At 63.5% G+C, this 22,430-nt stretch carries 21 protein-coding genes; 13 read left to right on the forward strand and 8 right to left on the reverse strand.

Annotated elements, in window-relative coordinates:
• Position 1: 1 nt before the first annotated feature.
• The 5 genes from J2858_RS02755 to J2858_RS02775 all read left to right on the forward strand — a co-directional run bounded on the left by J2858_RS02755 (position 2) and on the right by J2858_RS02775 (position 6,040).
• The gene (locus J2858_RS02755) at positions 2 to 1,225 is read left to right on the forward strand and encodes a DUF1501 domain-containing protein (protein WP_210103208.1); all 1,224 of its coding nucleotides are present in this window, start codon (positions 2 to 4) and stop codon (positions 1,223 to 1,225) included.
• Between the two features lie 221 nt (positions 1,226 to 1,446).
• Positions 1,447 to 2,790, forward strand: coding sequence for a chloride channel protein (locus J2858_RS02760; RefSeq protein ID WP_210103209.1), 1,344 nt, complete (start codon positions 1,447 to 1,449; stop codon positions 2,788 to 2,790).
• Between the two features lie 248 nt (positions 2,791 to 3,038).
• Positions 3,039 to 4,073: a TRAP transporter substrate-binding protein gene (locus J2858_RS02765; RefSeq protein ID WP_210103210.1), complete on the forward strand. Its 1,035-nt coding sequence runs from the start codon at positions 3,039 to 3,041 to the stop codon at positions 4,071 to 4,073.
• A gap of 117 nt (positions 4,074 to 4,190) precedes the next feature.
• Positions 4,191 to 4,730 carry a TRAP transporter small permease gene (locus J2858_RS02770; protein ID WP_210103211.1) on the forward strand — a complete coding sequence of 180 codons (540 nt, stop codon included), beginning with the start codon at positions 4,191 to 4,193 and terminating at the stop codon, positions 4,728 to 4,730.
• Positions 4,730 to 6,040, forward strand: coding sequence for a TRAP transporter large permease (locus J2858_RS02775; RefSeq protein ID WP_210103212.1), 1,311 nt, complete (start codon positions 4,730 to 4,732; stop codon positions 6,038 to 6,040). Before J2858_RS02770 ends, J2858_RS02775 begins: the two co-directional genes overlap by 1 nt.
• A 260-nt stretch (positions 6,041 to 6,300) precedes the next feature.
• Here the strand turns inward: J2858_RS02775 and J2858_RS02780 are convergent, their stop codons facing one another.
• The 6 genes from J2858_RS02780 to J2858_RS02805 all read right to left on the reverse strand — a co-directional run bounded on the left by J2858_RS02780 (position 6,301) and on the right by J2858_RS02805 (position 12,652).
• Positions 6,301 to 7,692 carry a GNAT family N-acetyltransferase gene (locus J2858_RS02780; RefSeq protein WP_245365524.1) on the reverse strand — a complete coding sequence of 464 codons (1,392 nt, stop codon included), beginning with the start codon at positions 7,690 to 7,692 and terminating at the stop codon, positions 6,301 to 6,303.
• 376 nt (positions 7,693 to 8,068) lie between these two features.
• Complete coding sequence (locus tag J2858_RS02785) at positions 8,069 to 9,118, reverse strand: sulfate/molybdate ABC transporter ATP-binding protein (protein WP_210103213.1); 1,050 nt, start codon at positions 9,116 to 9,118, stop codon at positions 8,069 to 8,071.
• A 15-nt stretch (positions 9,119 to 9,133) separates the two neighbouring features.
• A complete protein-coding gene (gene cysW, locus J2858_RS02790) occupies positions 9,134 to 9,994 on the reverse strand; it encodes a sulfate ABC transporter permease subunit CysW (protein WP_210103214.1) in 861 nt (286 codons plus the stop codon).
• Positions 9,987 to 10,838, reverse strand: coding sequence for a sulfate ABC transporter permease subunit CysT (cysT, locus tag J2858_RS02795; RefSeq protein WP_432443235.1), 852 nt, complete (start codon positions 10,836 to 10,838; stop codon positions 9,987 to 9,989). The genes cysW and cysT overlap by 8 nt, the downstream gene beginning before the upstream one ends.
• A gap of 105 nt (positions 10,839 to 10,943) precedes the next feature.
• Positions 10,944 to 11,966 (reverse strand): sulfate ABC transporter substrate-binding protein, encoded by a 1,023-nt coding sequence (locus J2858_RS02800; protein ID WP_210103216.1) that lies wholly within the window; start codon positions 11,964 to 11,966, stop codon positions 10,944 to 10,946.
• Positions 11,967 to 12,202: 236 nt separating this feature from the next.
• Positions 12,203 to 12,652, reverse strand: a complete 450-nt coding sequence (locus J2858_RS02805) for an RrF2 family transcriptional regulator (RefSeq protein WP_210103217.1) — start codon at positions 12,650 to 12,652, stop codon at positions 12,203 to 12,205.
• Between the two features lie 365 nt (positions 12,653 to 13,017).
• Here J2858_RS02805 and J2858_RS02810 point away from each other — a divergent pair, with 365 nt between their 5' ends.
• The 3 genes from J2858_RS02810 to cysN all read left to right on the forward strand — a co-directional run bounded on the left by J2858_RS02810 (position 13,018) and on the right by cysN (position 16,337).
• The gene (locus J2858_RS02810) at positions 13,018 to 13,761 is read left to right on the forward strand and encodes a phosphoadenylyl-sulfate reductase (RefSeq protein ID WP_210103218.1); all 744 of its coding nucleotides are present in this window, start codon (positions 13,018 to 13,020) and stop codon (positions 13,759 to 13,761) included.
• Between the two features lie 129 nt (positions 13,762 to 13,890).
• Complete coding sequence (cysD, locus tag J2858_RS02815) at positions 13,891 to 14,847, forward strand: sulfate adenylyltransferase subunit CysD (protein ID WP_210103219.1); 957 nt, start codon at positions 13,891 to 13,893, stop codon at positions 14,845 to 14,847.
• Complete coding sequence (gene cysN / locus J2858_RS02820) at positions 14,847 to 16,337, forward strand: sulfate adenylyltransferase subunit CysN (protein ID WP_210103220.1); 1,491 nt, start codon at positions 14,847 to 14,849, stop codon at positions 16,335 to 16,337. The genes cysD and cysN overlap by 1 nt, the downstream gene beginning before the upstream one ends.
• Positions 16,338 to 16,694: 357 nt before the next feature.
• On the opposite strand, the gene J2858_RS02825 is transcribed toward cysN, so the two are convergent.
• The gene (locus J2858_RS02825; RefSeq protein ID WP_348635437.1) at positions 16,695 to 17,720 is read right to left on the reverse strand and encodes a LacI family DNA-binding transcriptional regulator; all 1,026 of its coding nucleotides are present in this window, start codon (positions 17,718 to 17,720) and stop codon (positions 16,695 to 16,697) included.
• Between the two features lie 891 nt (positions 17,721 to 18,611).
• On the opposite strand from J2858_RS02825, the gene J2858_RS02830 reads away from it, so the two are divergent.
• From J2858_RS02830 to J2858_RS02850, 5 genes are all read left to right on the forward strand, one after another.
• A complete protein-coding gene (locus J2858_RS02830) occupies positions 18,612 to 18,965 on the forward strand; it encodes a hypothetical protein (RefSeq protein WP_210103221.1) in 354 nt (117 codons plus the stop codon).
• Between the two features lie 226 nt (positions 18,966 to 19,191).
• The gene (locus J2858_RS02835) at positions 19,192 to 19,902 is read left to right on the forward strand and encodes a hypothetical protein (RefSeq protein WP_210103222.1); all 711 of its coding nucleotides are present in this window, start codon (positions 19,192 to 19,194) and stop codon (positions 19,900 to 19,902) included.
• Positions 19,903 to 20,172: 270 nt separating this feature from the next.
• Positions 20,173 to 20,382, forward strand: coding sequence for a cold-shock protein (locus tag J2858_RS02840; protein ID WP_210103223.1), 210 nt, complete (start codon positions 20,173 to 20,175; stop codon positions 20,380 to 20,382).
• A gap of 179 nt (positions 20,383 to 20,561) precedes the next feature.
• The gene (locus J2858_RS02845) at positions 20,562 to 20,783 is read left to right on the forward strand and encodes a hypothetical protein (protein ID WP_210104108.1); all 222 of its coding nucleotides are present in this window, start codon (positions 20,562 to 20,564) and stop codon (positions 20,781 to 20,783) included.
• A gap of 33 nt (positions 20,784 to 20,816) precedes the next feature.
• Positions 20,817 to 21,197, forward strand: a complete 381-nt coding sequence (locus tag J2858_RS02850) for a DUF6481 family protein (protein ID WP_210103224.1) — start codon at positions 20,817 to 20,819, stop codon at positions 21,195 to 21,197.
• 39 nt (positions 21,198 to 21,236) lie between these two features.
• Here the strand turns inward: J2858_RS02850 and J2858_RS02855 are convergent, their stop codons facing one another.
• A complete protein-coding gene (locus J2858_RS02855) occupies positions 21,237 to 22,430 on the reverse strand; it encodes an ABC transporter permease (RefSeq protein WP_210103225.1) in 1,194 nt (397 codons plus the stop codon).

The raw sequence follows: 22,430 nt of genomic DNA on the forward strand, positions 1-22,430 counted from the left end.
CATGCTGTGCGAAAACATTTCTCCCACCCGCCGTGCCGTGCTCGGTGCTTCCGGCGCTCTCTTTGCCTGGGCCTTCATGCCGCGTTTTGCCCATGCGGCGGGCGGGCGTGATCCGCGCTTCGTCACCATCATCCTGCGCGGTGCGCTGGATGGGCTGACCGCGGTGCCGCCGATCGGCGATCCGAACTACGAGGGCCTGCGCCAGCAGATCGCGCTGCGGTTCGATGGCGACAAGCCGGCGCTGCCGCTCGACGGCTTTTTCGGGCTCCACCCGTCCATGCCGAAATTCCAGAAAATGTTTCAGGCAAAAGAGGCAGCCGTCGTCCATGCCAGTGCCACCGCCTATCGCGAGCGCTCGCATTTCGACGGGCAGGACGTGCTGGAATCGGGCTATTCAACGCCCGGCCATGTGGAAACCGGCTGGCTGAACCGCCTGCTGGAAGGCCTGCCGGCCGGCGAAAAGATCGCCCCCGGCGCCTCTGAGCGGGTGCGCGGGCTGTCGGTCGGCGCCAATGCGCCGCTCGTCATCCGCGGCAAGGCGCCGGTGCTCGGCTGGGCGCCCTCTGTGCTGAAGGCCGCCGATGGCGATCTTGCCCCGCGCCTTGCCCAGCTTTACGGCAAGACCGATCCGCTCCTGTCGGAGCTTTTGAAGGAAGGCATCGAAACCGGCAAGATCGCCTCCGGCCTCGACGTGAAGGCACGCGGCGGACCGGGCGATCCGAACGGCATGGAGCAGATGGCACGCGGGGCGGCACGGCTTCTCGCACAACCGGAGGGACCGCGCGTCGCAGCCCTTGCCTTTGAAGGCTGGGACACGCATGCGCAGGAAACAGAGCGTCTGGCAAAACTCCTGTCAGGCCTCGATAATTCGCTCGCCGCCTTCCGCGAGGAACTGGGGCCGGTGTGGAAGGATACCGCCATTGTGGTCGCCACCGAATTTGGCCGCACCGCCCGCATCAACGGTACCGAAGGCACAGACCACGGCACCGGCACCACGGCCTTCCTGGCCGGCGGGGCGGTCGCCGGTGGCCGCGTCATCACCGACTGGCCGGGCCTCAAGGACAGCCAGCTGTTTGAAGCCCGCGACCTTGCCGCCACCACCGATATCCGCGCGGTGGTGAAGGGCATGGCGGTCGATCTCTTAGGCGCCAGTGCCGGCCATCTGGCCGATGTCGTCTTCCCCGGCTCGCAAGCCGTTCAGCCGATGAAGGGGCTGATCGTCTGACGGGAGGCCGCTGCCGGTCTCATCCCCTGCCCCGAGACCGGCAGCCGCTCATCTGGAACCGTCAACAGGGCGCCATTCGGAGGCTATTTCCCTTTGAAAAGGGCAAATCTGCCTTTAAGATCCGTCATATAAGCCGCATCGCTGCGGGATAAGGCTTGCATCCCCCTGCATCGGAGGCGTTAAAGGGGCCTGCCTTTCCGAAAATAAGCCCCGAGCCTGCCATGCCCCTTTCCTATCGCAAGTCCAGAATGTTTCGCCGGTCGCGCGTCATGCGCGGGTCATGGCGGGTGTGGAAGCCGCGCATCGTATTCTGGATCGGGGCGGTGGCGATCGGGGTGGTAAGTGTCGGCTTTGCCATGGCCGCCGATCAGGCGCAGCATCTGTTCAAGGCGCTGACCTCGGCCGGGCCTTACGCCTTCCTCCTGCCGCTTCTTCTGACGCCGGCGGGGTTTGCGCTCAGTGCCTTCATGGCGCTCTCCTGGTTTCCCAATGCGCAGGGCAGCGGCATTCCGCAGGCGATTGCGGCGCGGCACCTGAGCCATGATACGGCCCGCGGTGCCCTGTTGTCGCTGAAGCTTGCCGTCGGCAAGGTCATCCTCACGATTGTCGGACTGTTCTGCGGTGCTTCCATCGGGCGCGAGGGGCCGACCGTGCAGGTAGGCGCGGCAATCATGCTGGCAAGCGGTCGCATCGGCGGCATGGCGCAGGCGAAGGGGCTCATCCTTGCCGGTTCGGCGGCCGGTATCGCTGCGGCCTTCAACACGCCGCTTGCCGGCATCGTCTTTGCCATCGAGGAAATGAGCCGCAGTTTCGAATCCCGCGCCAACGGGCTGGTGCTGGCCGCCGTTATCCTGTCCGGCCTTGCAGCGCTCGGCCTTGTCGGCAGCTACACCTATTTTGGCGAAACCTCCGTTGCCGCCTCGGGCACGCGCGACTGGCTGCTGGTGCTCGTCTGCGGGCTGGCGGGCGGCGGGCTGGGCGCCTGCTTCAGCGCCGGCGCACTTTCCGTTGCGCGCCGCGTGCGCCGTTTCGTGCAGCCGAACCCGCTGAAGAAGACGGTGATGCTGGCGTCCGTCTGCGGGCTGGTCGTCGCCGTCATCGGCATTTTTTCGCACGGCCAGACCTTTGGAACCGGCTATGAACAATCGCGCGCCATCCTGAACGGCGAGGCGCCCGATCCCTTGCTCTTCCTCGAAAAATTCGCCTCCACCTTCCTCTCCATGGCCTCCGGCATTCCCGGCGGCATCTTTGCCCCGTCGCTGACGGTCGGCGTCAGCCTCGGGGGAACGCTGGCCGGCCTCATCGGCGGCAATATCGCGCTCGGCGCCATTCTCGGCATGGCGGGCTATTTTGCCGGCGTCGTGCAGGCACCGATGACCGCCTTCGTCATCATCATCGAAATGACCGGCAACCATCAGGCCGTCATCCCGATCATGGCTGCCTCGATGCTTGGTTACGTGACGTCCCGCATCATCAGCCCGGAACCGCTCTATCACGGCCTGTCGCGGGCGTTTCTGGCTCAGGCCCTGCGCGCCCAGCGCAACGAGCAGCGCGCCCTTCCGTGACGACAGTGGCCGGCCATCGCCCGGTTCGACCGGTAATACATATCCATATCGTTATGTATTGCGTGATTGTTTTTATTTGCGCGGCCGGTTTGCTTCTGTAAGCATAACCAGCATGGGGGAAGGATGCGACCGTGGAGGGGTCCGTCCGGTTCGGGACATGGCACGGGGCCCATCGAGGCACCGGAAGCCGCCGGCAGGATGGAACAGCAGCAGATCTCCCCTGACATTCAGCGCGATTGGAGGAGATCATGTTGCGCAAGTTTCTGTTGGCCGGGCTAGCCGGTGCCGCCGTTTCCCTGACATCCTACGCGGCCTTTGCCGCTGACGTGGTGCTGAAACTGCACCATTTCCTGCCGCCGCAGGCGACCATTCCCTCCAAGGTGCTGACACCGTGGGCGGAAAAGATCAAGGCCGACAGCGGCGGCCGCCTGCAGGTGGAAATCTATCCGGCCATGCAGCTGGGCGGCAAGCCCGGTGAAATCGTCGACCAGGTCAAGGACGGCGTGGTGGATCTCGGCTGGACGCTGATCGGTTATACGCCGGGCCGCTTCCCCAAATCTGAAGCCTTTGAGCTGCCCTTCATGGTGACGACCGGCGAGGCCACCTCGCTTGCCTTCAACGATTACTACGAAAAGCACCTGAAGGACGAGTTCAAGGACTTTCACGTTCTGGCCGTCCACACCCATGGGCCGGGCCTTCTGCACACGATTGCCGCCAAGCCGATCAAGTCCCTGTCCGACATGAACGGGCTGAAACTGCGCGGCACTTCCAAGGTGGTCAACCAGATGCTGGAAGCCATGGGCGCCTCTGCCGTCGGCATGCCGGTGACGACGGTTCCGGAATCGCTGTCGAAGAGCGTCATCGACGGCACGGTCGTTCCCTGGGAAGTGACGCCGTCGATCAAGATTGCCGAACTTGCGCCCAACCATACGGGCTTTTCCGGCAAGACCGGGCTTTACACGGCCGCCTTCGTCTTTGCCATGAACAAGGACAGCTATGACGCGCTGCCGGCGGATCTGAAAAAGGTGCTGGACGACAATTCCGGTGCAGCGCTCGCCGCCAAGTTCGGCGCCGCCATGGATGCCGGCGACGTGCGCGGCAAGGAACTGGCCGACAAGGCCGGCAACAAGACCTATGTGCTGGACGAGGCCGAAACCGCCCGCTGGAAGGCCATCGGCGACAAGGTGACCCAGAAATGGGTGGCGGAAATGGATGGCAAGGGCCTCAATGGCACCGCGCTTTACAAGGACGCAATCTCGATGATTGCCGCCCACTCGAAGTAAATCCGCCCTCTGCCCTGTCCAGGCGCCACCCCGCGCCTGGACAGCCGTGTGCGGACCGATCTTTTTCGACACTCACGTTTCGACACACTCAAGTTTCGACAATCAAGGATGTCTCCCATGGCAACCGAAACTTCCTCTTCCTTCGCCGCCCTGGAGCGCGCGGCCCACCGCCTGGCGGGCGTGCTCGTCGGTTTCGGCGGGGTCTGCCTCGTCATCGCCTGTGCGCTCACCGGCTTTTCCATTCTGGGTTCGCTCACCATCCGGCCCATTCCCGGCGAGATCGAGCTGGTGGAAGCCTTTTGCGGCCTCGCCGTCTTTGCTTTCCTGCCCTATTGCCAGCTGAAGCGCGGCCATGTCGGCGTCGACCTGATGATCGCTCCCTTCGGCACCCGGGCGATGAACTTCACGCAGCTTGCCGGTGACATCATCATCGCCATTCTGTTTGCGCTTCTCACCTGGCGCCACGGCATCGGCCTCATGGACAAGTTCGGCAATGGCGAAACCACGCCGCTGCTGCTGCTGCCGGTCTGGTGGGGGCTTGCCATCGCCATGGTTCTGCTCGTCGCCAATGTCCTCATTTGTCTTTTCGTTCTTGTGGCCGACCTGCGCGACATCCGCCAGGGCCGAGCCATCACCGTCTCCATGGGAGCCCATTGATGAGCAGTATCGAAATCGGGCTCTGGTCGTTTCCGGTTCTTATTCTCCTGATTTTCCTGCGCGTTCCGATCGGGGCCGCCATGCTCGGCACCGGCATTGTCGGCACCTATATCGTGCTCGGCAAATGGGTGCCGATCCTGTCGCAGCTGAAATCGATCAGCTGGGCGACGAATGCCAATTACTCGCTGTCGATCATTCCGCTGTTTTTGCTGATGGGCCAGTTTGCCGCGCGCGGCGGCATGAGCCAGGCCTTGTTCAATGCCGCTGCGGCCTTTGTCGGCCACCGCAAGGGCGGCGTTGCCATGGCGGCCGTCGGTGCAAGCGCCGGCTTCGGCTCGATCTGCGGCTCGTCGCTGGCAACGGCCGCCACGATGGCGCAGGTCGCCCTGCCGGAACTGCGCCGCCATGGCTATGCTGGCGGCCTTGCCACGGCAACGCTTGCCGCCGGCGGCACGCTCGGCATCCTCATTCCGCCCTCGGTCGTGCTCGTCATCTATGCGATCCTGGCCGAGCAGAACATCGCAAAACTGTTTCTGGCCGCCTTCGTGCCCGGCATCATTGCTGCGATCTCCTATCTCGTCGTGATCGCCATCTATGTGCGCCTGAAGCCGGAAAGCGCCGGCCAGGCGCCGCGCGTGCCATGGTCTGAACGGCTGCCGGCCGTGATCGCCGTCTGGCCGGTCGCCGCCATCTTCTTCCTCGTCGTCGGCGGCATCTATCTCGGCTGGTTCACGCCGACGCAGGCCGCAGCGGTCGGCGCCGCCAGCGCCGGGCTCGTTGCCTGGAAAAACGGCGGGCTCGACCGCGCCTCGCTTCTTGCCTGCTTCAAGGAAACCGCCGTCTCCACCGGCATGATCTTCTTCATCGTGCTCGGCGCCTCGGTGTTCAACTCGTTCCTCGCCTTCTCGCGCCTGCCGCAGGTGGGCGCCGAATGGGTGACCGCGCAGGGCTTTGCGCCGATGACGGTGCTGATCCTCATCCTCGTTCTCTACATCATCTTCGGCTGCATCATGGATTCGCTGTCGATGATCGTTCTCACCATCCCGATCTTCTTCCCGATCGTGACCGCGATGGATTTTGGCCTCTCGCCGGAACATTTCGCCATCTGGTTCGGGATCCTCGTGCTGATGGTGGCCGAGATCGGCATGATCACACCGCCTGTCGGGCTCAATCTCTTCATCATCTCGGCAATGTCGCGGGAGGTGCCGGTGCGTGACACCTATCGGGGTATCGTCCCCTTCGTCACCGCCGACCTGTTGCGCATCATCCTGCTCACGGCCTTTCCGATCATCTCGATCTTTTTGGTGTGACGGGGGGGGGGTAGCGTAGCGGCTGGGGTTTCACCCCCTCTGCCCTGCCGGGCATCTCCCTCATACCGGGGGAGATCTGCCTGAAGCCGGCGCAGAATTCCAAAGCCGCCTCATCAATTGCCGCAAACGCTCATAAGGGACGCAGACATCGGCCGCACGATAATCTCCCCCCGTGTGGGGGAGATGGCCGGCAGGCCAGAGGGGGGTAACCCCAGCCGCAACGGCAACGGCAGCAGCAACCGTCCCACCCTAAAATTACCTCACCGCCGAAGCATGTTTTTCAACCCGCCGCCGATCAGCATGGTGACGTCGTAGAGCGAGGCGATCGGCACGTCGCCGCCCACGGCGAGATAGCGCGGCTGCCAGGCGGGATCGAATTTCGACTTGAACGACAGCACGCCCTGGAAATTGTAGAAGCGCTCGCCGTGGCGAAAGATGCGGCGGCCGATATGGTTCCACAAGGGGGCGGCCTGGTGGTCGCTGAGGCCGGCAAGCGGCGCCATGCCGAGGTTCATCGTCGAAAAGCCATTGGCCTTCAGGCGCTCCATGGTGCGCACGAAGAGAAGGTCCATCATGCCGCGATGGGTGCCGGGCACATGGCGCATCAGGTCGATGAAGGCTTCGCGGCCGTTATTGGCGGTGAGGATATTGGCGAAGGCGACGATCCGGCCTTCGATGCGCACCACAGCCACCGGACTTGCCGCCACATAGGCCGGCTGGAAGGTGCCGAGCGAAAAGCCCTTTTCGCCGGCCTTGTGGGCCGCCAGCCACTGGCGCGAGACCGACAGAAGCTCGTCCAGCACCGCCGGCACCTCGCACGGCTGCAGAAAGGCGAATTCCAGGCCGTCGCGTTCGGCGCGGTTGATCGAGCGGCGCAGCTTCAGCCAGGCGCCACCCTTGAGGTCGAAGCGCGTGAGATCCACCACCGCCTGTTCGCCGAGCTTGTAGGGCTTGAGCCTTGCATCGACGGCCGAGGGCAAAAATTCCGGCGAGACCTGGTAGAAGACCGGCCGGCAGCCATCGGCACGGGCGGCGTCCATGAATTTCATCACAAGCGCCGGCCATTCGGACCGTGGCCCGACCGGATCAAACAGCGCGACCCATGAGCGGCCATGGCAGGCATACATGATGAAGGTCTCGCGGCTATCGGAAAACAGCACATGTTTGTCACCGAGCCGCACGAGGCCGGCGCTGGCGTTGGGTTGGCCGGCGACGATTTCGGCGGCGCGCGCCAGATCCTCGGGCGCGGGGCCGCGTTTTGGCTCCGGCGCCGGGCGCAGGAGGCGCCGTCCCGCCCAGGCGCCGGCAAGAAGCGTCAGCGACAGCGTCGGACCGGTGCCATCCGGCAGCGTCTCGGAAAGATTGAGCGGCAGGGCAAGCACGCCCTCATCCAGAAAGAGGTCGCCCAAGACGCTTGCGGTAAAGGCCAGAAGACAGGCAAAGCCGAAGGTGGGGCGGCCGGGCCGCACACGCAGCAGCAGGGCGGCGAAAGCCAGCAGACCCGCGACCATGCGCAACACTTGGCTCGGCGGTCCGGATGGCGCGCGAAACGGACGGCCACGCGCAAAGCCCGGTTGCCGCCCAGGCGCCTGCGGGTCGTGCATGTCATCCAGCAGCATTATCTCGTCAGGATCTGTCGAAAGCATATCCATGTCTGGCCCGTCAAAGCGTCAAGTCCGGCAGTGGCCATAAAGGTCCTGCATGGTCTCAAGCTTATCGCACGCAGACGTAAACCAAGGCGTAAGCGCCAAGGTTTCAAATGCGTGAAAGCCGGCCGCCAGCATGGTCCCCATACGCCGCGTCACTGGTACTGCGCCATTCCCCCAAGTCTTGGCCCGCGACAATGCTGTGGCAGAACACGCGCAGACAGACCGTCACCAGGCGCTATAGGCATAAGACATCGTTAAAGACAGTCAATATCTGACCACCGTCGATCTTGAACATCTTATACTGCGCTGCACGCTTGGACGCCGTGCGGCACCCCGCCAAACCGGGCGCGAGACACGCACAAGACCGGCGGCCCGCAGATCAGCTTTCGAGAAACAGGCGCCAGCGGGTCGGGCGGAAGGACAGATCGCCGCCCAGCGTCACCGGTGCATCGAGCGGCACCTCGATTTCGACGTGATGGGCCTTGTCCGAACTTCCCGCACCATGGGCGATGTCGATCTCGGCAATGCGCGTGCCGGCAAGGCGGCGGCAGGCGGTGACCTTGCCCGACAGCGCCTCCGCGCCATCGGTCAGCACCACATCCTGCGGGCGGAAGAACAGGCGCGCGCGCCCCTCTCCCTGATCCGCGATGCCGATCGGACGATCGTTGAAATGAACGGCACCCTGCTTCAGCGTCACCGGCAGTTCCGACGAGGATCCGATGAAGGAGAAGACGAAGGGTGAGCCCGGCCGGTCATAGACATCGTCGGCAGTTCCCACCTGTTCGATCTTGCCCTGGCTCATGACGACGACGCGGTCGGCAAGCTCCAGCGCCTCTTCCTGGTCATGGGTCACGAAGACGGTGGTGTGGCCGGTGCGGTCATGAAACTCGCGCAGCCAGCGGCGCAGTTCCTTGCGCACCTTGGCATCCAGCGCGCCAAAGGGTTCATCCAGCAAAAGCACGCTCGGCTCGATCGCCATGGCACGCGCGAGGGCCACGCGCTGCCTCTGGCCGCCGGAGAGCTGGTTCGGATAGCGCTTTTCCAGCCCGGACAACTGCACCATGTCGAGAAGATCGGCGACGCGTTTGCGGATCTCGGCCTTTGGCGGACGGGTGGCGGATGGGCGCACCTTGAGACCGAAGGCGATGTTTTCAGCGACCGTCATATGGCGGAAGAGCGCATAGTGCTGGAAGACGAAACCGATATTGCGCATCTGCACGCTTTTCAGCGACGCGTCCTCGTTGCCGAAGAAGATCTGGCCTTCGGTGGGCTGTTCCAGGCCGGCGATGAGCCGCAGCAACGTGGTCTTGCCCGAACCGGAGGGCCCCAGCAGCGCGATCAGTTCACCGGAGGCGATGTCGAGCGACAGGTCATGCAGGGCCGGAAAGCGCGCGAATTCCTTGCGGATATTCTTGATTTTAACGTCCATCGTCTTCAAAAATCCTCAGTGTTTCCGGCCAGCCGCGATCTCGTCGCCATAGCGCAGTTCCAGAACGGTCTTCAGCGCAAGCGTCACGAGGGCGAGCAGTGCAAGCAGGGTCGCAATCGCAAACGCGGCCGCGAAGTTGTACTCGTTGTAAAGGATCTCGATGTGCAACGGCATGGTCTCGGTCAGGCCGCGCACATGGCCGGAGACCACGGACACGGCGCCGAACTCGCCCATGGCGCGCGCATTGCAAAGCAGCACGCCGTAGAGCAGGCCCCATTTCACGTTCGGCAGCGTCACGTACCAGAAAGTCTGCCAGCCGCTGGCGCCCAGCGACAGCGCCGCCTCCTCATCGCCGGTGCCCTGCTCCTGCATCAGCGGGATCAATTCGCGCGCGATGAAGGGAAAGGTGACGAAGATGGTGGCGAGCACCATGCCCGGCAGCGCGAAAATGATCTGGATGCCCTGCGATTTCAGGATCGGCCCGAGATAGCTTTGCGCGCCGAACAGCAGCACATAGACCAGACCGGAGATGACCGGCGAGATGGAAAACGGCAGGTCGATTAGCGTGACCAGAAAAGTCTTGCCGCGAAATTCGAACTTGGCGATTGCCCAGGCGGCGGCCACGCCGAAGACGAGGTTGAGCGGCACGGCAATCGCCGCAACCGTCAGCGTCAGCCGGATGGCCGCAATGGCATCCGGCTCGTCAAAGGCCGCGATGAAGGCGCCCGTTCCCTTGCGGAAGGCCTCGTAGAACACGGTCACCAGCGGCAGGACAACGACAATGCCGAGAAAGGCGACCGCAAGCAGGATGAGGATCAGGCGCCAGGACAGCGTTTCGCTGGCCGGATCGCGATAGCGGGAGGCGACCTTAGACATTCGAGTACCTCCTGCGGCTCCACATTTGCAGCATGTTGATGATCAGCAGCATGACAAATGAAATGATCAGCATGATGCAGGCAATCGAGGTGGCGCCCGCATAATTGAATTCTTCCAGCCGGATGACGATCAGGAGCGGCGCGATTTCCGACACGTAAGGCACATTGCCGGCAATGAAGATGACGGAGCCGTATTCCCCCACGGCCCGCGCGAAGGCGAGCGCGAAGCCGGTCAGAATGGCCGGCACCAGCGTCGGCAGCACAATTCTCGTCAGGGTCTGCAGGCGGCTGGCACCCAGCGTGGCCGCGGCCTCTTCCATCTCGCGGTCCAGTTCCGCCATGACCGGCTGCACCGTGCGCACCACGAAGGGCAGACCGACGAAGATCAGCGCGATCACGATGCCGAGCGGCGTGAAAGCGATCCTGATGCCGAGCGGCGCGAAGATTTGCCCGATCCAGCCCTTGGGCGCATAGAGCGCCGCAAGAGAAATGCCGGCGACGGCGGTTGGAAGCGCAAACGGCAGATCGATGATGGCATCAAGGAGACGACGGCCCGGAAACTGGTAACGCACCAGAACCCAGGCGACAACGACACCGAAGATGACATTGATGGCAGCGGCAATGAGGGCCGCCCCGAAACTGACGCGCAGCGCCAGAAGCGTGCGCTGATCGAAGGCAAGCGCCCAGAAAGCATCCCATCCGATCCCGGTGGAACGCCAGACCAGGGCTGCCAGGGGAACCAGGATGATCAGCGTCAGATATAATATGGTGTATCCCAGCGTCAGACCAAAGCCTGGAAGGATGCTCGGCTGGCGCCAGCTTTTCATCAATCTACCTGTCGTCATGGATCGGGGGCCGCAGCCCCCATATTGCCCGTCTTTACACATGCGACAAGACCCGGCTTGACACCGGGGCTTCTCGCGTTCTGCCATGGGAGGCGTTTGGAAGGATTACTTGCCCGGCTTGTACAGCTGGTCGAAGACGCCGCCATCGTCGAAATGCTTGGCCTGCGCCGTCTTCCAGCCGCCGAACAGCGGATCGTCGATCGACACAAGATCAACCTTGGGCAGGGCGGCCGCACCAGCCTTCACCAGCTCCGGCTTGGAGGGGCGATAGAACCACTTGGCAGCCAAGGTCTGGCCTTCGGCAGAGTAGAGGTAGTTCAGATAGGCTTCCGCGACCTTGCGCGTGCCCTTGGCGTCGGCATTGCCATCGACCAGCGAGACCGGCGGCTCGGCCAGGATCGAAAGCTTCGGTACGACGATCTCGAAATCGCCATCGCCGAATTCCTGTTTGGCGAGATAGGCCTCGTTTTCCCAGGCAAGCAGAACGTCACCCAACTGGCGCTGCGCGAAGGTGACCGTGGAGCCCCGCGCACCGGTATCGAGAACCGGGGAGTGCTTGTAGATGTCGCCGATATAGGTCTTAATCCTGGCATCGTCATTATTGTACTGCTTGGCAGCCCAGAGCCATGCGGCCAGATAGTTCCAGCGGCCACCGGCAGAGGTCTTCGGGTTCGGCGTGATGATCTGCACGCCATCCTTGACCAGGTCCGACCAGTCCTTGATGCCCTTGGGGTTGCCCTTGCGCACGAGGAAGACGATCGTGGATGTGTAGGGAGCCGAAGCATTCGGCAGGCGCTTGCGCCAATCGGCCGGAATCTTCTTGGTCTTCGAGGCGATGGCGTCGATGTCGCTTTCCACGCCAAGTGTTACGACATCGGCATCAAGACCATCGATGACAGAGCGCGCCTGCGCGCCGGAACCGCCATGCGACTGCTGGATGGTGACGGTCTCGCCCGTCTTCGTCTTCCAGTCGGCGGCAAAGGCAGCGTTGAATTCCTTGTAGAACTCGCGGGTCGGGTCGTAGGACACGTTGAGCAGCGTGGTGGCGGCAAAGGCCGGTGCGGCAGCACCTGCGATCAGCGAAACGCCAAGGGCCAAGACGCCCAGTCCTTGGATGAAATTGCGCATGTGGAACCTCCGGTTGACGTGACGGTAATGTCTACCGGAGTGGTCGACTTGGTCAATCGGGGGCCGGAAGAAGGCAAAACTGTTTCCCCCCGTCCGTGAACGCGGCAAAGAATGCCGTGGGTGATCTGCCGATCACGGAAGATATATTCGCGAAACGAAGCGGGAGTGCAAAGTCTATCCGGCCAGCCGGCGGGTTTTGCCCGTTTTCGCAGAAGATTTTTCCGCAAAATGTCCGTTCAGGCGCTCATCAGCTCCGTCGCCCTGGCCTCTTCGACGCCGCCCAGCGCATCGGCGATGGTGGTGGAAAACAGCACGTCACGGCTGGCCGTCGCGACCCGGGCAAAGACGTGGCGGATTTCGCAGAGATGTTCGCCATCGCAATCCTCGCAGCGGCGATAGGCCGTCTGAGACAGGCAGGGCAAGGGCGCGATCGGCCCGTCGATCAGCCGCAGGATTTCGCCGAACGTGATGTCGCCGGCCGGCTTCAGCAGCAGATAGCCGCCCTGCTTGCCGCGCCGGCTGTCGACGATGCCGTTGCGCTTCAACTCCAGCAGGATCTGCTCGAGGAATTTTTTCGGAATGGCCTGCTGCGTGGCGATCTCTGAAATCATCAACGGCCGTTCGGTATCGGCTTGCGCCAGGGCCGTCAGCGCCCGTAGGGCATATTTGGCTTTCTGCGAAATCATCAAAATTCCATCAGCGAGATCGACATGCACCTAACCTCAAGAAAACTCCGGCGACGGCATCGGCGGAGGGACTGTCGGCAGGGTGTGGAGAGGCATGCGGACGGCCCGTCCTGCACCGCCGGGCTGCTGCCGGACACGCATTTGAACCGCGACTTCGCACTAACCCAAATCCGCCGGAAATACAAACGGATCAAGCCCCTCAAATCTAAGGGATGCGGGCTTTTGGGTGCCGCGCCCGAAGTTTTCTCGCCAAGCGGCGTTTTCTAGAGATATTTGCTCTCGCGCACGTATGCATGAAATCCCTGTTTCTGTCCGCGCCGGCCGCCCCATGGCATAAGGTCAGGCAACACAGCGGATTTGACCTCATGACCTTGCATCAGACATTGCCGGATATCGCCTCACTCGATGCACAACTCGCAGCCCTTTCCCTGGCCGGCCGGCTGTCGCTCGCCGCAAGCCTGGGGCGGGCGGTGTTTACCACCTCTCTCGGCATCGAGGACCAGGTGATTACGGCAGAGATCGGCACGCACCAGCTGCCGATCGCGGTCTCGACGCTGGAAACGGGCCGTCTGTTTTCCGAGACGGTGGCGCTGATCGGCGAGACCGAGGAGCGCTACGGCCTTGCGATAAAACGCTTTCATCCCGATGAGGCCGATGTCGACGGCTTTGCCGCGCAATACGGCCTCAACGGCTTTTACGACAGCGTCGAGGCCCGTCATGCCTGCTGTCACGTGCGCAAGCTGAAGCCGCTTGCCAAGGCTCTGGCTGGCGCCGAGATCTGGATCACCGGCCTTCGTCGCGGCCAGTCCGGCAACCGGGCGACCACGCCCTTTGCCGAGTATGACGCCGAGCGCGGCCTCATCAAGATCAACCCGCTGGCCGACTGGTCGCTCGAGGCCATCAAGGCGCATGTGGCAGCACTCGACATTCCGGTCAACCCTCTGCACGCCCGCGGCTATCCCTCCATCGGTTGCGAGCCCTGTACGCGCGCCATCAAGCCCGGCGAAAGCGAACGCGCCGGCCGATGGTGGTGGGAAAACGACGAAAAGCGCGAATGCGGCCTGCATGTAGCTGAGCCCGCCGCCTCAAAAATCCCGACACCCGCCTGACGAGGCCAGATTTTACTGTCCTTCCCTCCCCCTCCCGCCGGGATCTTGTCCCGGGCGACACGAGGCCGGCGCAGCGGAGGGGCTTCACTGAACACGACATGGGGGCGAAAGCTCTTAAGGAAAGCAAAGATGCATATCCATACATCCGAATACGATCCGCATTCCAAGGACCAGATTGCCAAGCCGCCGCTCGATCCGCACCTCAAGGCACTTGAAAACGAAGCGATCCACATCTTTCGCGAAGTGGCTGCGGAATTCGACAAGCCGGTCATGCTCTATTCCATCGGCAAGGATTCCTCCGTCCTCCTGCACCTGGCGCGAAAAGCCTTCTTTCCCGGTCGCGTGCCCTTCCCGCTCCTGCACATCGATACCGGCTGGAAATTTGCCGAGATGATCGCCTTCCGCGATCTGATGGCGGAAAAATACGATCTCGACCTCGTCACCCACACCAATCCGCGCGGCAAAAGCGAGGGTGTGACCCCGTTTACCCACGGCTCGGCGCTCTATACCGACATCATGAAGACCGAGGCGCTGCGCCAGGCGCTCGATGCCGGCGGTTATGACGCAGCCTTCGGCGGCGCGCGCCGCGACGAGGAGGCAAGCCGCGCCAAGGAGCGCATCTATTCCTTCCGCACGCCCGAGCATCGCTGGGACCCGCGCAACCAGCGCCCGGAACTGTGGAACATCTATAACGGCATGATCCGCAAGGGCGAAAGCGTGCGCGCCTTCCCGCTGTCCAACTGGACGGAAGTGGATATCTGGCGCTACATCCAGGCGGAAAACATTCCGCTGGTGCCGCTCTATTACGCCGCCGAACGCCCTTACGTGGAACGCGACGGCATGATGATCCTGGCCGAAGACCCGCGCCTAGAACTTCTGCCCGGCGAGACCGTGCAGCACGGCATGATCCGCTTCCGCACGCTCGGCTGCTTCCCGCTCACCGGCGCTATCCGTTCGACGGCAACGACGCTCGACGCCGTCATCGCGGAACTCGAAATCGCAACCGTCTCCGAACGGCAGGGCCGCGCCATCGACCGTGACCAGTCCGGCTCGATGGAAAAGAAGAAGCGCGAAGGATATTTCTGATGACAGCCCCGAAATCCGCAACCGCGCCGCTTTCCGCCAGCAATGTCGTACCCTTCGTCGAACCTCTGAAGGCCGTGCGCGACAGCCGCCCGCTGCGCCTCATCACCTGCGGCTCCGTCGACGACGGCAAGTCGACGCTGATCGGCCGCCTGCTGTGGGACACCAAGGCGGTGAAGGAAGACCAGGCGGCCACGCTGAAGCGCGACAGCGGCAGCCAGAACGATCTCGGCCTGCCCGATTTCGCCCTCCTGCTCGACGGCCTTCAGGCCGAGCGCGAACAGGGCATCACCATCGATGTCGCCTATCGCTATTTTGCGACCGACCGCCGTTCCTTCATCGTGGCGGATACGCCCGGCCACGAACAGTATACCCGCAACATGGCAACCGGCGCCTCGACGGCGGATCTGGCCATTCTGCTGGTCGATGCACGCGCCGGCCTTCTCGAACAGACCCGCCGCCATGCCACCATCGCCTCGCTGATGGGCATCAAGCAGTTCGTGCTTGCCGTCAACAAGATCGACCTCGTCTCCTACGACAAGGCGATCTTCGAGAAGATCAGCCATGATTTCAAGGAGCTGGCGCTGTCGCTCGGCGTGCGCCACGTGACCGCCATTCCGATGTCGGCCCTGAAGGGCGAAAACGTCGTCTATGACGGACGCGCCGCCATGCCCTGGTACGACGGCCCGACGCTCGTCGAAACGCTGGAGCTTGCCACCACGCGCTCGGCGCAGGCCGGAGCGTTCCGCCTGCCCGTGCAGCGCGTCTCGCGCCCGGGTGAAAGTTTTCGCGGGTACCAGGGCACGGTTGCCGGCGGCTCGGTGAAGCCCGGCGACAGCGTCACCATCCTGCCATCGGGCATGGTGGCGAACGTCAGCCGCATCGTCACCTTCGACCTCGTGCGCAATGCAGCCGTGGCGGGCGATGCTATCACGCTGGTGCTCGACCGCCAGGTGGACGTGTCGCGCGGCGACATGATCGTTTCCATGGACGGCCAGCCGATGACCGGCCTCAATTTCGATGCGCATCTGGTGGCGCTGCAGCCGGGCGGCATCGAGCCTGCCAAGCGCTACTGGCTGAAGAGCGGCGCGCGGCGCCAGCGCGTCACCATCACGCCGGTCTCGCAGCTGGAGCTTTCCTCGGGCAAGTGGAAGCCGCATCACGAAACGCTCGCGATGAACGCCATCGGCAAGGTGCATCTGAGTTTTGACGAAGTGGCCGTCTTCGACCCCTACGAGCAGAACCGGGCGACCGGCGCCTTCATCATCATCGATCCGGACACCAACAACACGGTGGCCGGCGGCATGGTGACGGCCAAGCGCGCCGATCTCGGCGGCATTCACCGCGAAGGCGAGCGCGTGCTGCTGTCGCTTCCGGCCGATCTCGCCGACGAACTGATGGCAAGCGAGGCCTTTTCGGCCCGCCGCGACGACGTCGACATCCGCCGCGTAAGCGCCGCCCGCGCCGCCGACATTCTGGACGAGATCGAATAGGGTCTGCCACCGAATGATCAAGCCGGCCGAGACAGTGCTTCGGCCTGCTCAGACCGGTGACAAAGTCAGAGACCTGGCCCGGAGCGGCATCATCGACGCTTCTTCCCCCTCTCCCCGCATGCGGGGAGAGGGCTGGGGTGAGGGGCTCCAAGCCGTTGACCAAGAACGAGAATGTGCCCCTCATCCCGCTGCCGCGACCTTCTCCCCGTCAAGACGGGGCGAAGGGCCTTCGCGGCCACCCCTCACACCAAATCTTGAAGTGAGGAAGGTTTGCCAGCAGTCTGAAACCGGCCGCAGCAGTGCTTCGGCCGGTTTTTTGCTTCCAACAGAAAAATTCAAGCGGCCGGTCGCGTGCCTTTACCCGGCAGGGCGGCGGGTGGTGCGACGCTTGATCAGTTCGAAGCCGAGCCTGATTGTCTGGCGTTCCATGGTGCGGCCGTCGGCGCTGCGGATCAGAAGGTCGCCGGCGCGGTATCCCATTTCGAAGAGCGGAAGCCGCACGGTGGTGAGCGGCGGGTTCATCACGGTGGCAAAGTCGAGATCGTTGTAGCCGCAGATGCCAAAATCGTCCGGCACGCGCCTGCCCAGACGCTGCGCCTCAAACAGCACGCCGAGCGCCAGGTCGTCGTTCTGGCAGAAGACGGCATCGATATCCGGGCGCGCCTTCAGGGCCCGGCGCAGCAGGCGGCAGCCCATTTGCGTGGATGTCGCGGCATTTTCCGTGTGAATGAGGTCGGGGTCATAGAGGCCGGCCTGCTGCAGGACGCGGGCATAGCCTTGCGTGCGACGGCCTCCGCGCACATCCGGCGCGACCCCGAGAAGCGCGATGGCGCGGTAGCCGCAGGCCAGCAGATGCCGGGTCGCCGCTTCGGCAGCGGCGGCGTGATCGACGGCAATCGCCGTGGCTGCCGTCTCGATGCCGACATCCACCACCTGGATGACCGGGCAGTTGGCACGGCGGATCAAGTCGCTGACTTCCTCGAGGCCCTCAAGACCGCCGAGCACGATGCCGGCGGTGTTCTGCGACATCAGGAGACGCACCTGCCGCTTTTCCTCCTCCACGGAATTGTGGGTATTGGCATACTGGATGCGGAACGTGCTATCGCGCACCCGCTCCTCGACGCCTTGCATGAAATTGAGGAAGGCACGGCTGGTCAGCGAGGGGACGAGGACGCCAAAGGTGGAATTGTGGCGGCTGGCCAGCGCCCGCGCCGCCTGATCGGGCACATAGCCCATGTCCTCGATGAGATCCAGAATCCGCTGGCGAAGGCTGGGGGAGACCTTTTGCGGTTCCCGCAGAACCCGCGAGACGGTGATGGCGCTCACCCCGGCCCGAACCGCCACATCCATCAATGTCGTGCGCTCGCTGCGTCCCCGCCTCACCGCACACTCCCGTTGCTGCAGGAGCGACCGATTCGCGGGAAGCGAGCGATCCCACCCGCATGGCAACGCGCACTCACGGCGGAAGATGAAGGCCGCTCGGGCGCCAGTGAACAAAGTCTATCGAACATGCGTTGCCTACCGGGCCATCATCGCAACCATAGGTGATTGCAACCAGTATCTCCGGAAGCCGGCAATACGCAACGCTAAGCTGGAAGAAAAAAACAGGACCCTCAGTAATCCTGTTGACAACAACGTGAATATTAATATGTAATTTTACAATTACGTATCCGTGATGCACTTGTATCGGTCAAGAATGTTCGCCATTCACGAGTATTGACACAGTCTGCATCACGGAAACTTGGCATTCACTGTCAGGCATGCACCGCGGTCAAAAGACCAAACGGTACAGGGACCATATGATCACCGCCCACATCAGAATCGAGATGTTGAGCGAGAGAACATAGGGGGAGTGGTAAAGTTTCAGCATCATGATTTATCCTCCTCCGCAACGGCACGCCTCCACACGACGCCGTCACAGAAATGAAATATAGCCGCAAAGGTTCCACGACGCAACAATAAGAGCCTTACATAGCAGTCATTTCGACACAGCCACAGCCGGCGATTGCCTCAGTGTGATACGGCCATCCGCCGGGCGGAAATGTCAACCAGCGCGACAAAAATGCGCCAGCGCCCAATAAAAATGCAGAACCTGCAGTTTATTTTCCGCGAGCGCCCGTCGCCCCCTCGGCAAGCCCGCCTCAAATCTGCTAGTGCGCCTGATCCGGCGCGACGGCCGGGCGCCGGCATCCCTTGCGCCCTGCCCTGCCGCGTCGATGCGCTGCCGACGGCATTATGAGCGCCGTCTTACGAGATGAGAAGGGTTTCCAGGACATGAACTACCGCTTGATCGCGCTTGCAACGCTTGCCGGCGTGCTGACCGGCTGCGCCACCACGCCGACGCCACCCTCGCCGATCGAGACGCGCTGGAAAGGCCAGTCGGCCGGCGCCTTCTTTGCCCGATTCGCGCCGCCCTACAGCGACACGACGGAAGGTGGCGAGACGACCTATAGCTGGCGCGGCGGTTTCCAGCGCATCAAGACGAAGGAAGGCCAGTCGATCAGCGTCAGCTGCAGCGCCCAGATCGTCACCGACAAGGACTACCGCATCCGCGCGATCCGGGTGCTGGCCGACCGCCCCGGCGCCAACGGCCCGAGCTACTGCACCGAACTTCTGACCGCACAGTAAGTCTTGGACGGCTTCCGGCGGCGCGAGACCTTGCGCCGCCGGAGGCCGGTTCAAAAACCGGCCGGCCGGCGGCCACGAAAAAGCCCGGAAGCCGCCGATGCTGGCTCCAGGCGAAACGGCCGCAATCGCGCCCAAAAAACGCCCTGCAGAGGTGGAGATGGTGTGTAGTCCTCTATGCATCCGGCAAGACTGCGCGGCAGGTGCTGCGGCAGAAGAGGACCAAGGCTTGACGCCGGAGCCTGTCGCCGCCGGGCGCTCCGCCTCACGCCCGACCCTCGGACAGGCAGCCCAGAAGGGCCGCCGCCTCGGCCTTGCTCTGGCCACTCTCGCCCTGACCGCTCTGGTCCCCCTCCCCGGCCTCACATCTACGGCATGGTCCGCCGAGGTGTCGGCGCAGGAGATTGCCCCGAACTTTGCCCTGATCAGCCTTCGCGGCGCAATCGAATCCGGCGACGACAAACGCTTTGCCGCCGTTGCCGGCCGCTACCGGGCAGCAACGGTGAGGCTCGAGAGCCCGGGCGGCGAGCTGGAACCGGCACTTGCGATCGGCAGGCTGATTGCGGGCAAGCGGTTTGCCACCAGCGTTGCCCCCTCTCGCCTATGTGCCTCGGCCTGCGCGCTTGTGTGGCTCGCCGGCGCACCGCGCATCCTGTCCACCACATCGCTGATCGTCTTTCACCGATCCTACCGCCTGCAAGCCGACGGTCAGGTCGTGCGCAGCGAACGCGGCATCGCCCGCACCCGTCAGTATCTTTCCCGCCTTGGCCTGCCACCGGACGCCATCGCCTTTGCGACGCAGGAGGATGCCCGGCGCGCGCCCGACGAAAGCCTTGCCGCACTTGACCCGCGCACGGCAAAAACCCTTGGCCTTGCCGTCACCCTGCAGGACGCTCCGATGGCCGGTGCGCCCTTTCCCGAGCGGCCGGCGCGGCGCTGACCGGGGCGTGACCGGCTGCGGCTTGCCCGCCTTCAGGCGATGGACCGACGGCCGCCTCATCCGGCATTTTCGAAAATAGCAAAATAAAAATTTGACATCGGCACCTCAAGCCCTTAGTTATGGGTCATCGATATTTTGCTTGCTGAGCTTTGGTTACTGCGCGATTGGCACCGCGCCCTGAACGAACCTTTCCTTTCAAAACAATCGCTATCACCGTCCGCGGGGCTTTCTGTCCTGTGGTTCCTCACGCATGCTTTGAAAGGGTTCATCATGACCACGGGCACAGTTAAATGGTTCAATTCCACCAAGGGCTTCGGCTTCATTCAGCCTGACAACGGCGGCGCTGACGCCTTCGTTCACATCTCGGCTGTCGAACGCGCCGGAATGCGCGAAATCGTCGAAGGCCAGAAGGTGTCTTACGAACTGGAGCGCGACAACAAGTCGGGCAAGATGTCGGCCTGCAATCTCCAGGCTGCCTAATTCGGTATCTGCTTTCCCTTGACCACGGATGTACTGGCACTGTTGAAAGCACGGGTACCAAGCGAGGTCAGGCAAATCATTGCCTGGCCTTTTTTATTGCCGCGGCCGCAAAGGCCCGGCCCTCCTCCTGGATACTTCGGCCGCGCGCCTTCGCCGGCCCTTCCCGGGAAAGGACCATGATGACACAAACATACAGCAAATCCCGCCAGCGGGCCGAAATCGCCTTTGGCGCCACGCAAACGCAGATCCTTGCCAAGGCTGATGCCGTGGACGAACAGACCTCGCTTGCGAAGTCCCGCGAGGACAAGACGGCGCGGTTGCGCCAGGCGCGCCTCGAGCGGGATCGCATCGACAGCCAGAAGCCGGCGGCAACGCCATCGAAACGTGTCAGGACCCCCTGATTTTTGGTCAAGACACACAACCGGGATAGAGATTTGAAAAACATTCGAAACAAAGAGATATCCGAGCGTCGCGGCACGGCCGCCGAGGCAAAGGCGGCCCAGCTTGCCGCTTACCGGGCCGCAAAGGAAGCCGCAGAACCGAACCGCGAAGCGCGCATGGCTGAACAGCGTGCCATTGCCGAAGCCCGCGACGCGCGCCGCGCCGAACGCGAGCAGGCAAAGCGTGACGAAAAGAACCGTCTGGAAGCGGAAGCCGCCGAACGCGCCGCAGCCCTCGCCGCTGCCGAAACGGCAGAAGCCGATGCCCGCGAAGCCGCCAACAAGACCCGCGTCAGCCGCGTACTCGACGACGAAGCCGCCCGCAAGGCAGAACGCGACCGCCGCTATGCCAACCGCAAGGCGCGCCAGCGCTGACGCGTCAGGGCCTGAAAACGTCAGCCCCTTCGCCAAAGGTCAGCCCCTTCCCCCCAAAGCCGCCGCAAGCGGCTGGCGCGTGGCGGCAAGGGCTGGCAAGGCGCCGCCGACGAGGCCGATCACAAGGCCGATGAGGCCGGCCGACAGCATCACGTCGGGCGTGACGGCGAGATCAAACGCCATGCGCGCATTGTTGGCGCCGATCGTGCTCGCCTGCCAGCCGTTGAAGGCGATCAGCGAGAGACCAATCCCTAGCACCGTACCAACAAGCGCCAGCACCATGGCCTCCACCCCGGTGGCGATGAAGGCGGCAAGCCGGCTGAAGCCGAGCGCCCGCACGGTTGCGATCTCCACGGCCCGCTCAGAGACAGAACTCATCATCGTGTTGAGCGCCCCCGCACTGGCGCCAAAGGCCATCAGCCCGGCAAGCGGCCAGCCGAAGAGGCGGATGAGGCTTGCCGTTCGCGCCGATTGCCCCGCATAGAGATCCGCTTCGCTGACAGCGACAAGCGGCGTTTCGGCAACGCCCGCAAGGTACTGTTGCAGACGCTCGAGCGCCATCGGATCGTTCAGCCGCAGCTTGACGCTCTGCACCTCGCCCTGCCGGTCGAAGGCGGCGCGCACAGCCTCCAGATCCGCCCAGATTTCACTTTCAAACGCACTGCCGCCGGCCGAGAATTCGCCCGACACCGTCCAGTCGACCGGGCCGAGCCGCAGCACATCCCCGACATACAGGCCAAGGGCGCGCGCGATCTTAGCGCCGATGACGATATCGCGCCGACCGCCTGAAAACATCAGGCCCTGGGTCAGCGTGACGGTATCGCGGATGGCGGCACCGGTCGCATCCATGCCGCGCAGTGCAAGCGTGCGGGAAGCGCCGCTCTTGACGTCTGCCACATCGACGGGAACGACGATTTCCCGCGACAGGAGGAGATCACCGGCGGTATTGCGTGCAAGGCCCGGATCACCGCTCAGCGCCGACAGCGCGTGAAGGGCGCCCGGCGGAATGGCCGAGCCGCTTTCCTGGTTGGTGCCGCCGCCCAGAATGACGGCCACGCGTGGCGAGCCTGCGCCGGCAAGCGCCACCTCAAAACCCTTGGCCATGGCGAGAAAGCCGGCAAGGGTCATCACCACCAGCGCCACCGATAGCGCCATCGACGCCGAGAGGGCAAAGCGCCGGGGAAGGCTTGCAAGGCTTGCGTGGATCATCACGCGGGTTTGCTGGAAGAGCAT

It is taken from the genome of Neorhizobium galegae, from assembly GCF_017877135.1.
Lineage (GTDB): Bacteria > Pseudomonadota > Alphaproteobacteria > Rhizobiales > Rhizobiaceae > Neorhizobium > Neorhizobium galegae_A.

What these genes read in the sequence shown, in the direction of transcription:
- J2858_RS02755 (WP_210103208.1), top strand. Translation starts at nt 2, where the DNA reads ATGCTGTGCGAAAACATTTCTCCCACCCGCCGTGCCGTGCTCGGTGCT.
- J2858_RS02760 (WP_210103209.1), top strand. Translation starts at nt 1,447, where the DNA reads ATGCCCCTTTCCTATCGCAAGTCCAGAATGTTTCGCCGGTCGCGCGTC.
- J2858_RS02765 (WP_210103210.1), top strand. Translation starts at nt 3,039, where the DNA reads ATGTTGCGCAAGTTTCTGTTGGCCGGGCTAGCCGGTGCCGCCGTTTCC.
- J2858_RS02770 (WP_210103211.1), top strand. Translation starts at nt 4,191, where the DNA reads ATGGCAACCGAAACTTCCTCTTCCTTCGCCGCCCTGGAGCGCGCGGCC.
- J2858_RS02775 (WP_210103212.1), top strand. Translation starts at nt 4,730, where the DNA reads ATGAGCAGTATCGAAATCGGGCTCTGGTCGTTTCCGGTTCTTATTCTC.
- J2858_RS02780 (WP_245365524.1), bottom strand. Translation starts at nt 7,692, where the DNA reads ATGGATATGCTTTCGACAGATCCTGACGAGATAATGCTGCTGGATGAC.
- J2858_RS02785 (WP_210103213.1), bottom strand. Translation starts at nt 9,118, where the DNA reads ATGGACGTTAAAATCAAGAATATCCGCAAGGAATTCGCGCGCTTTCCG.
- cysW (WP_210103214.1), bottom strand. Translation starts at nt 9,994, where the DNA reads ATGTCTAAGGTCGCCTCCCGCTATCGCGATCCGGCCAGCGAAACGCTG.
- cysT (WP_432443235.1), bottom strand. Translation starts at nt 10,838, where the DNA reads ATGACGACAGGTAGATTGATGAAAAGCTGGCGCCAGCCGAGCATCCTT.
- J2858_RS02800 (WP_210103216.1), bottom strand. Translation starts at nt 11,966, where the DNA reads ATGCGCAATTTCATCCAAGGACTGGGCGTCTTGGCCCTTGGCGTTTCG.
- J2858_RS02805 (WP_210103217.1), bottom strand. Translation starts at nt 12,652, where the DNA reads ATGATTTCGCAGAAAGCCAAATATGCCCTACGGGCGCTGACGGCCCTG.
- J2858_RS02810 (WP_210103218.1), top strand. Translation starts at nt 13,018, where the DNA reads ATGACCTTGCATCAGACATTGCCGGATATCGCCTCACTCGATGCACAA.
- cysD (WP_210103219.1), top strand. Translation starts at nt 13,891, where the DNA reads ATGCATATCCATACATCCGAATACGATCCGCATTCCAAGGACCAGATT.
- cysN (WP_210103220.1), top strand. Translation starts at nt 14,847, where the DNA reads ATGACAGCCCCGAAATCCGCAACCGCGCCGCTTTCCGCCAGCAATGTC.
- J2858_RS02830 (WP_210103221.1), top strand. Translation starts at nt 18,612, where the DNA reads ATGAACTACCGCTTGATCGCGCTTGCAACGCTTGCCGGCGTGCTGACC.
- J2858_RS02840 (WP_210103223.1), top strand. Translation starts at nt 20,173, where the DNA reads ATGACCACGGGCACAGTTAAATGGTTCAATTCCACCAAGGGCTTCGGC.
- J2858_RS02845 (WP_210104108.1), top strand. Translation starts at nt 20,562, where the DNA reads ATGACACAAACATACAGCAAATCCCGCCAGCGGGCCGAAATCGCCTTT.
- J2858_RS02855 (WP_210103225.1), bottom strand. Translation starts at nt 22,430, where the DNA reads ATGCTCTTCCAGCAAACCCGCGTGATGATCCACGCAAGCCTTGCAAGC.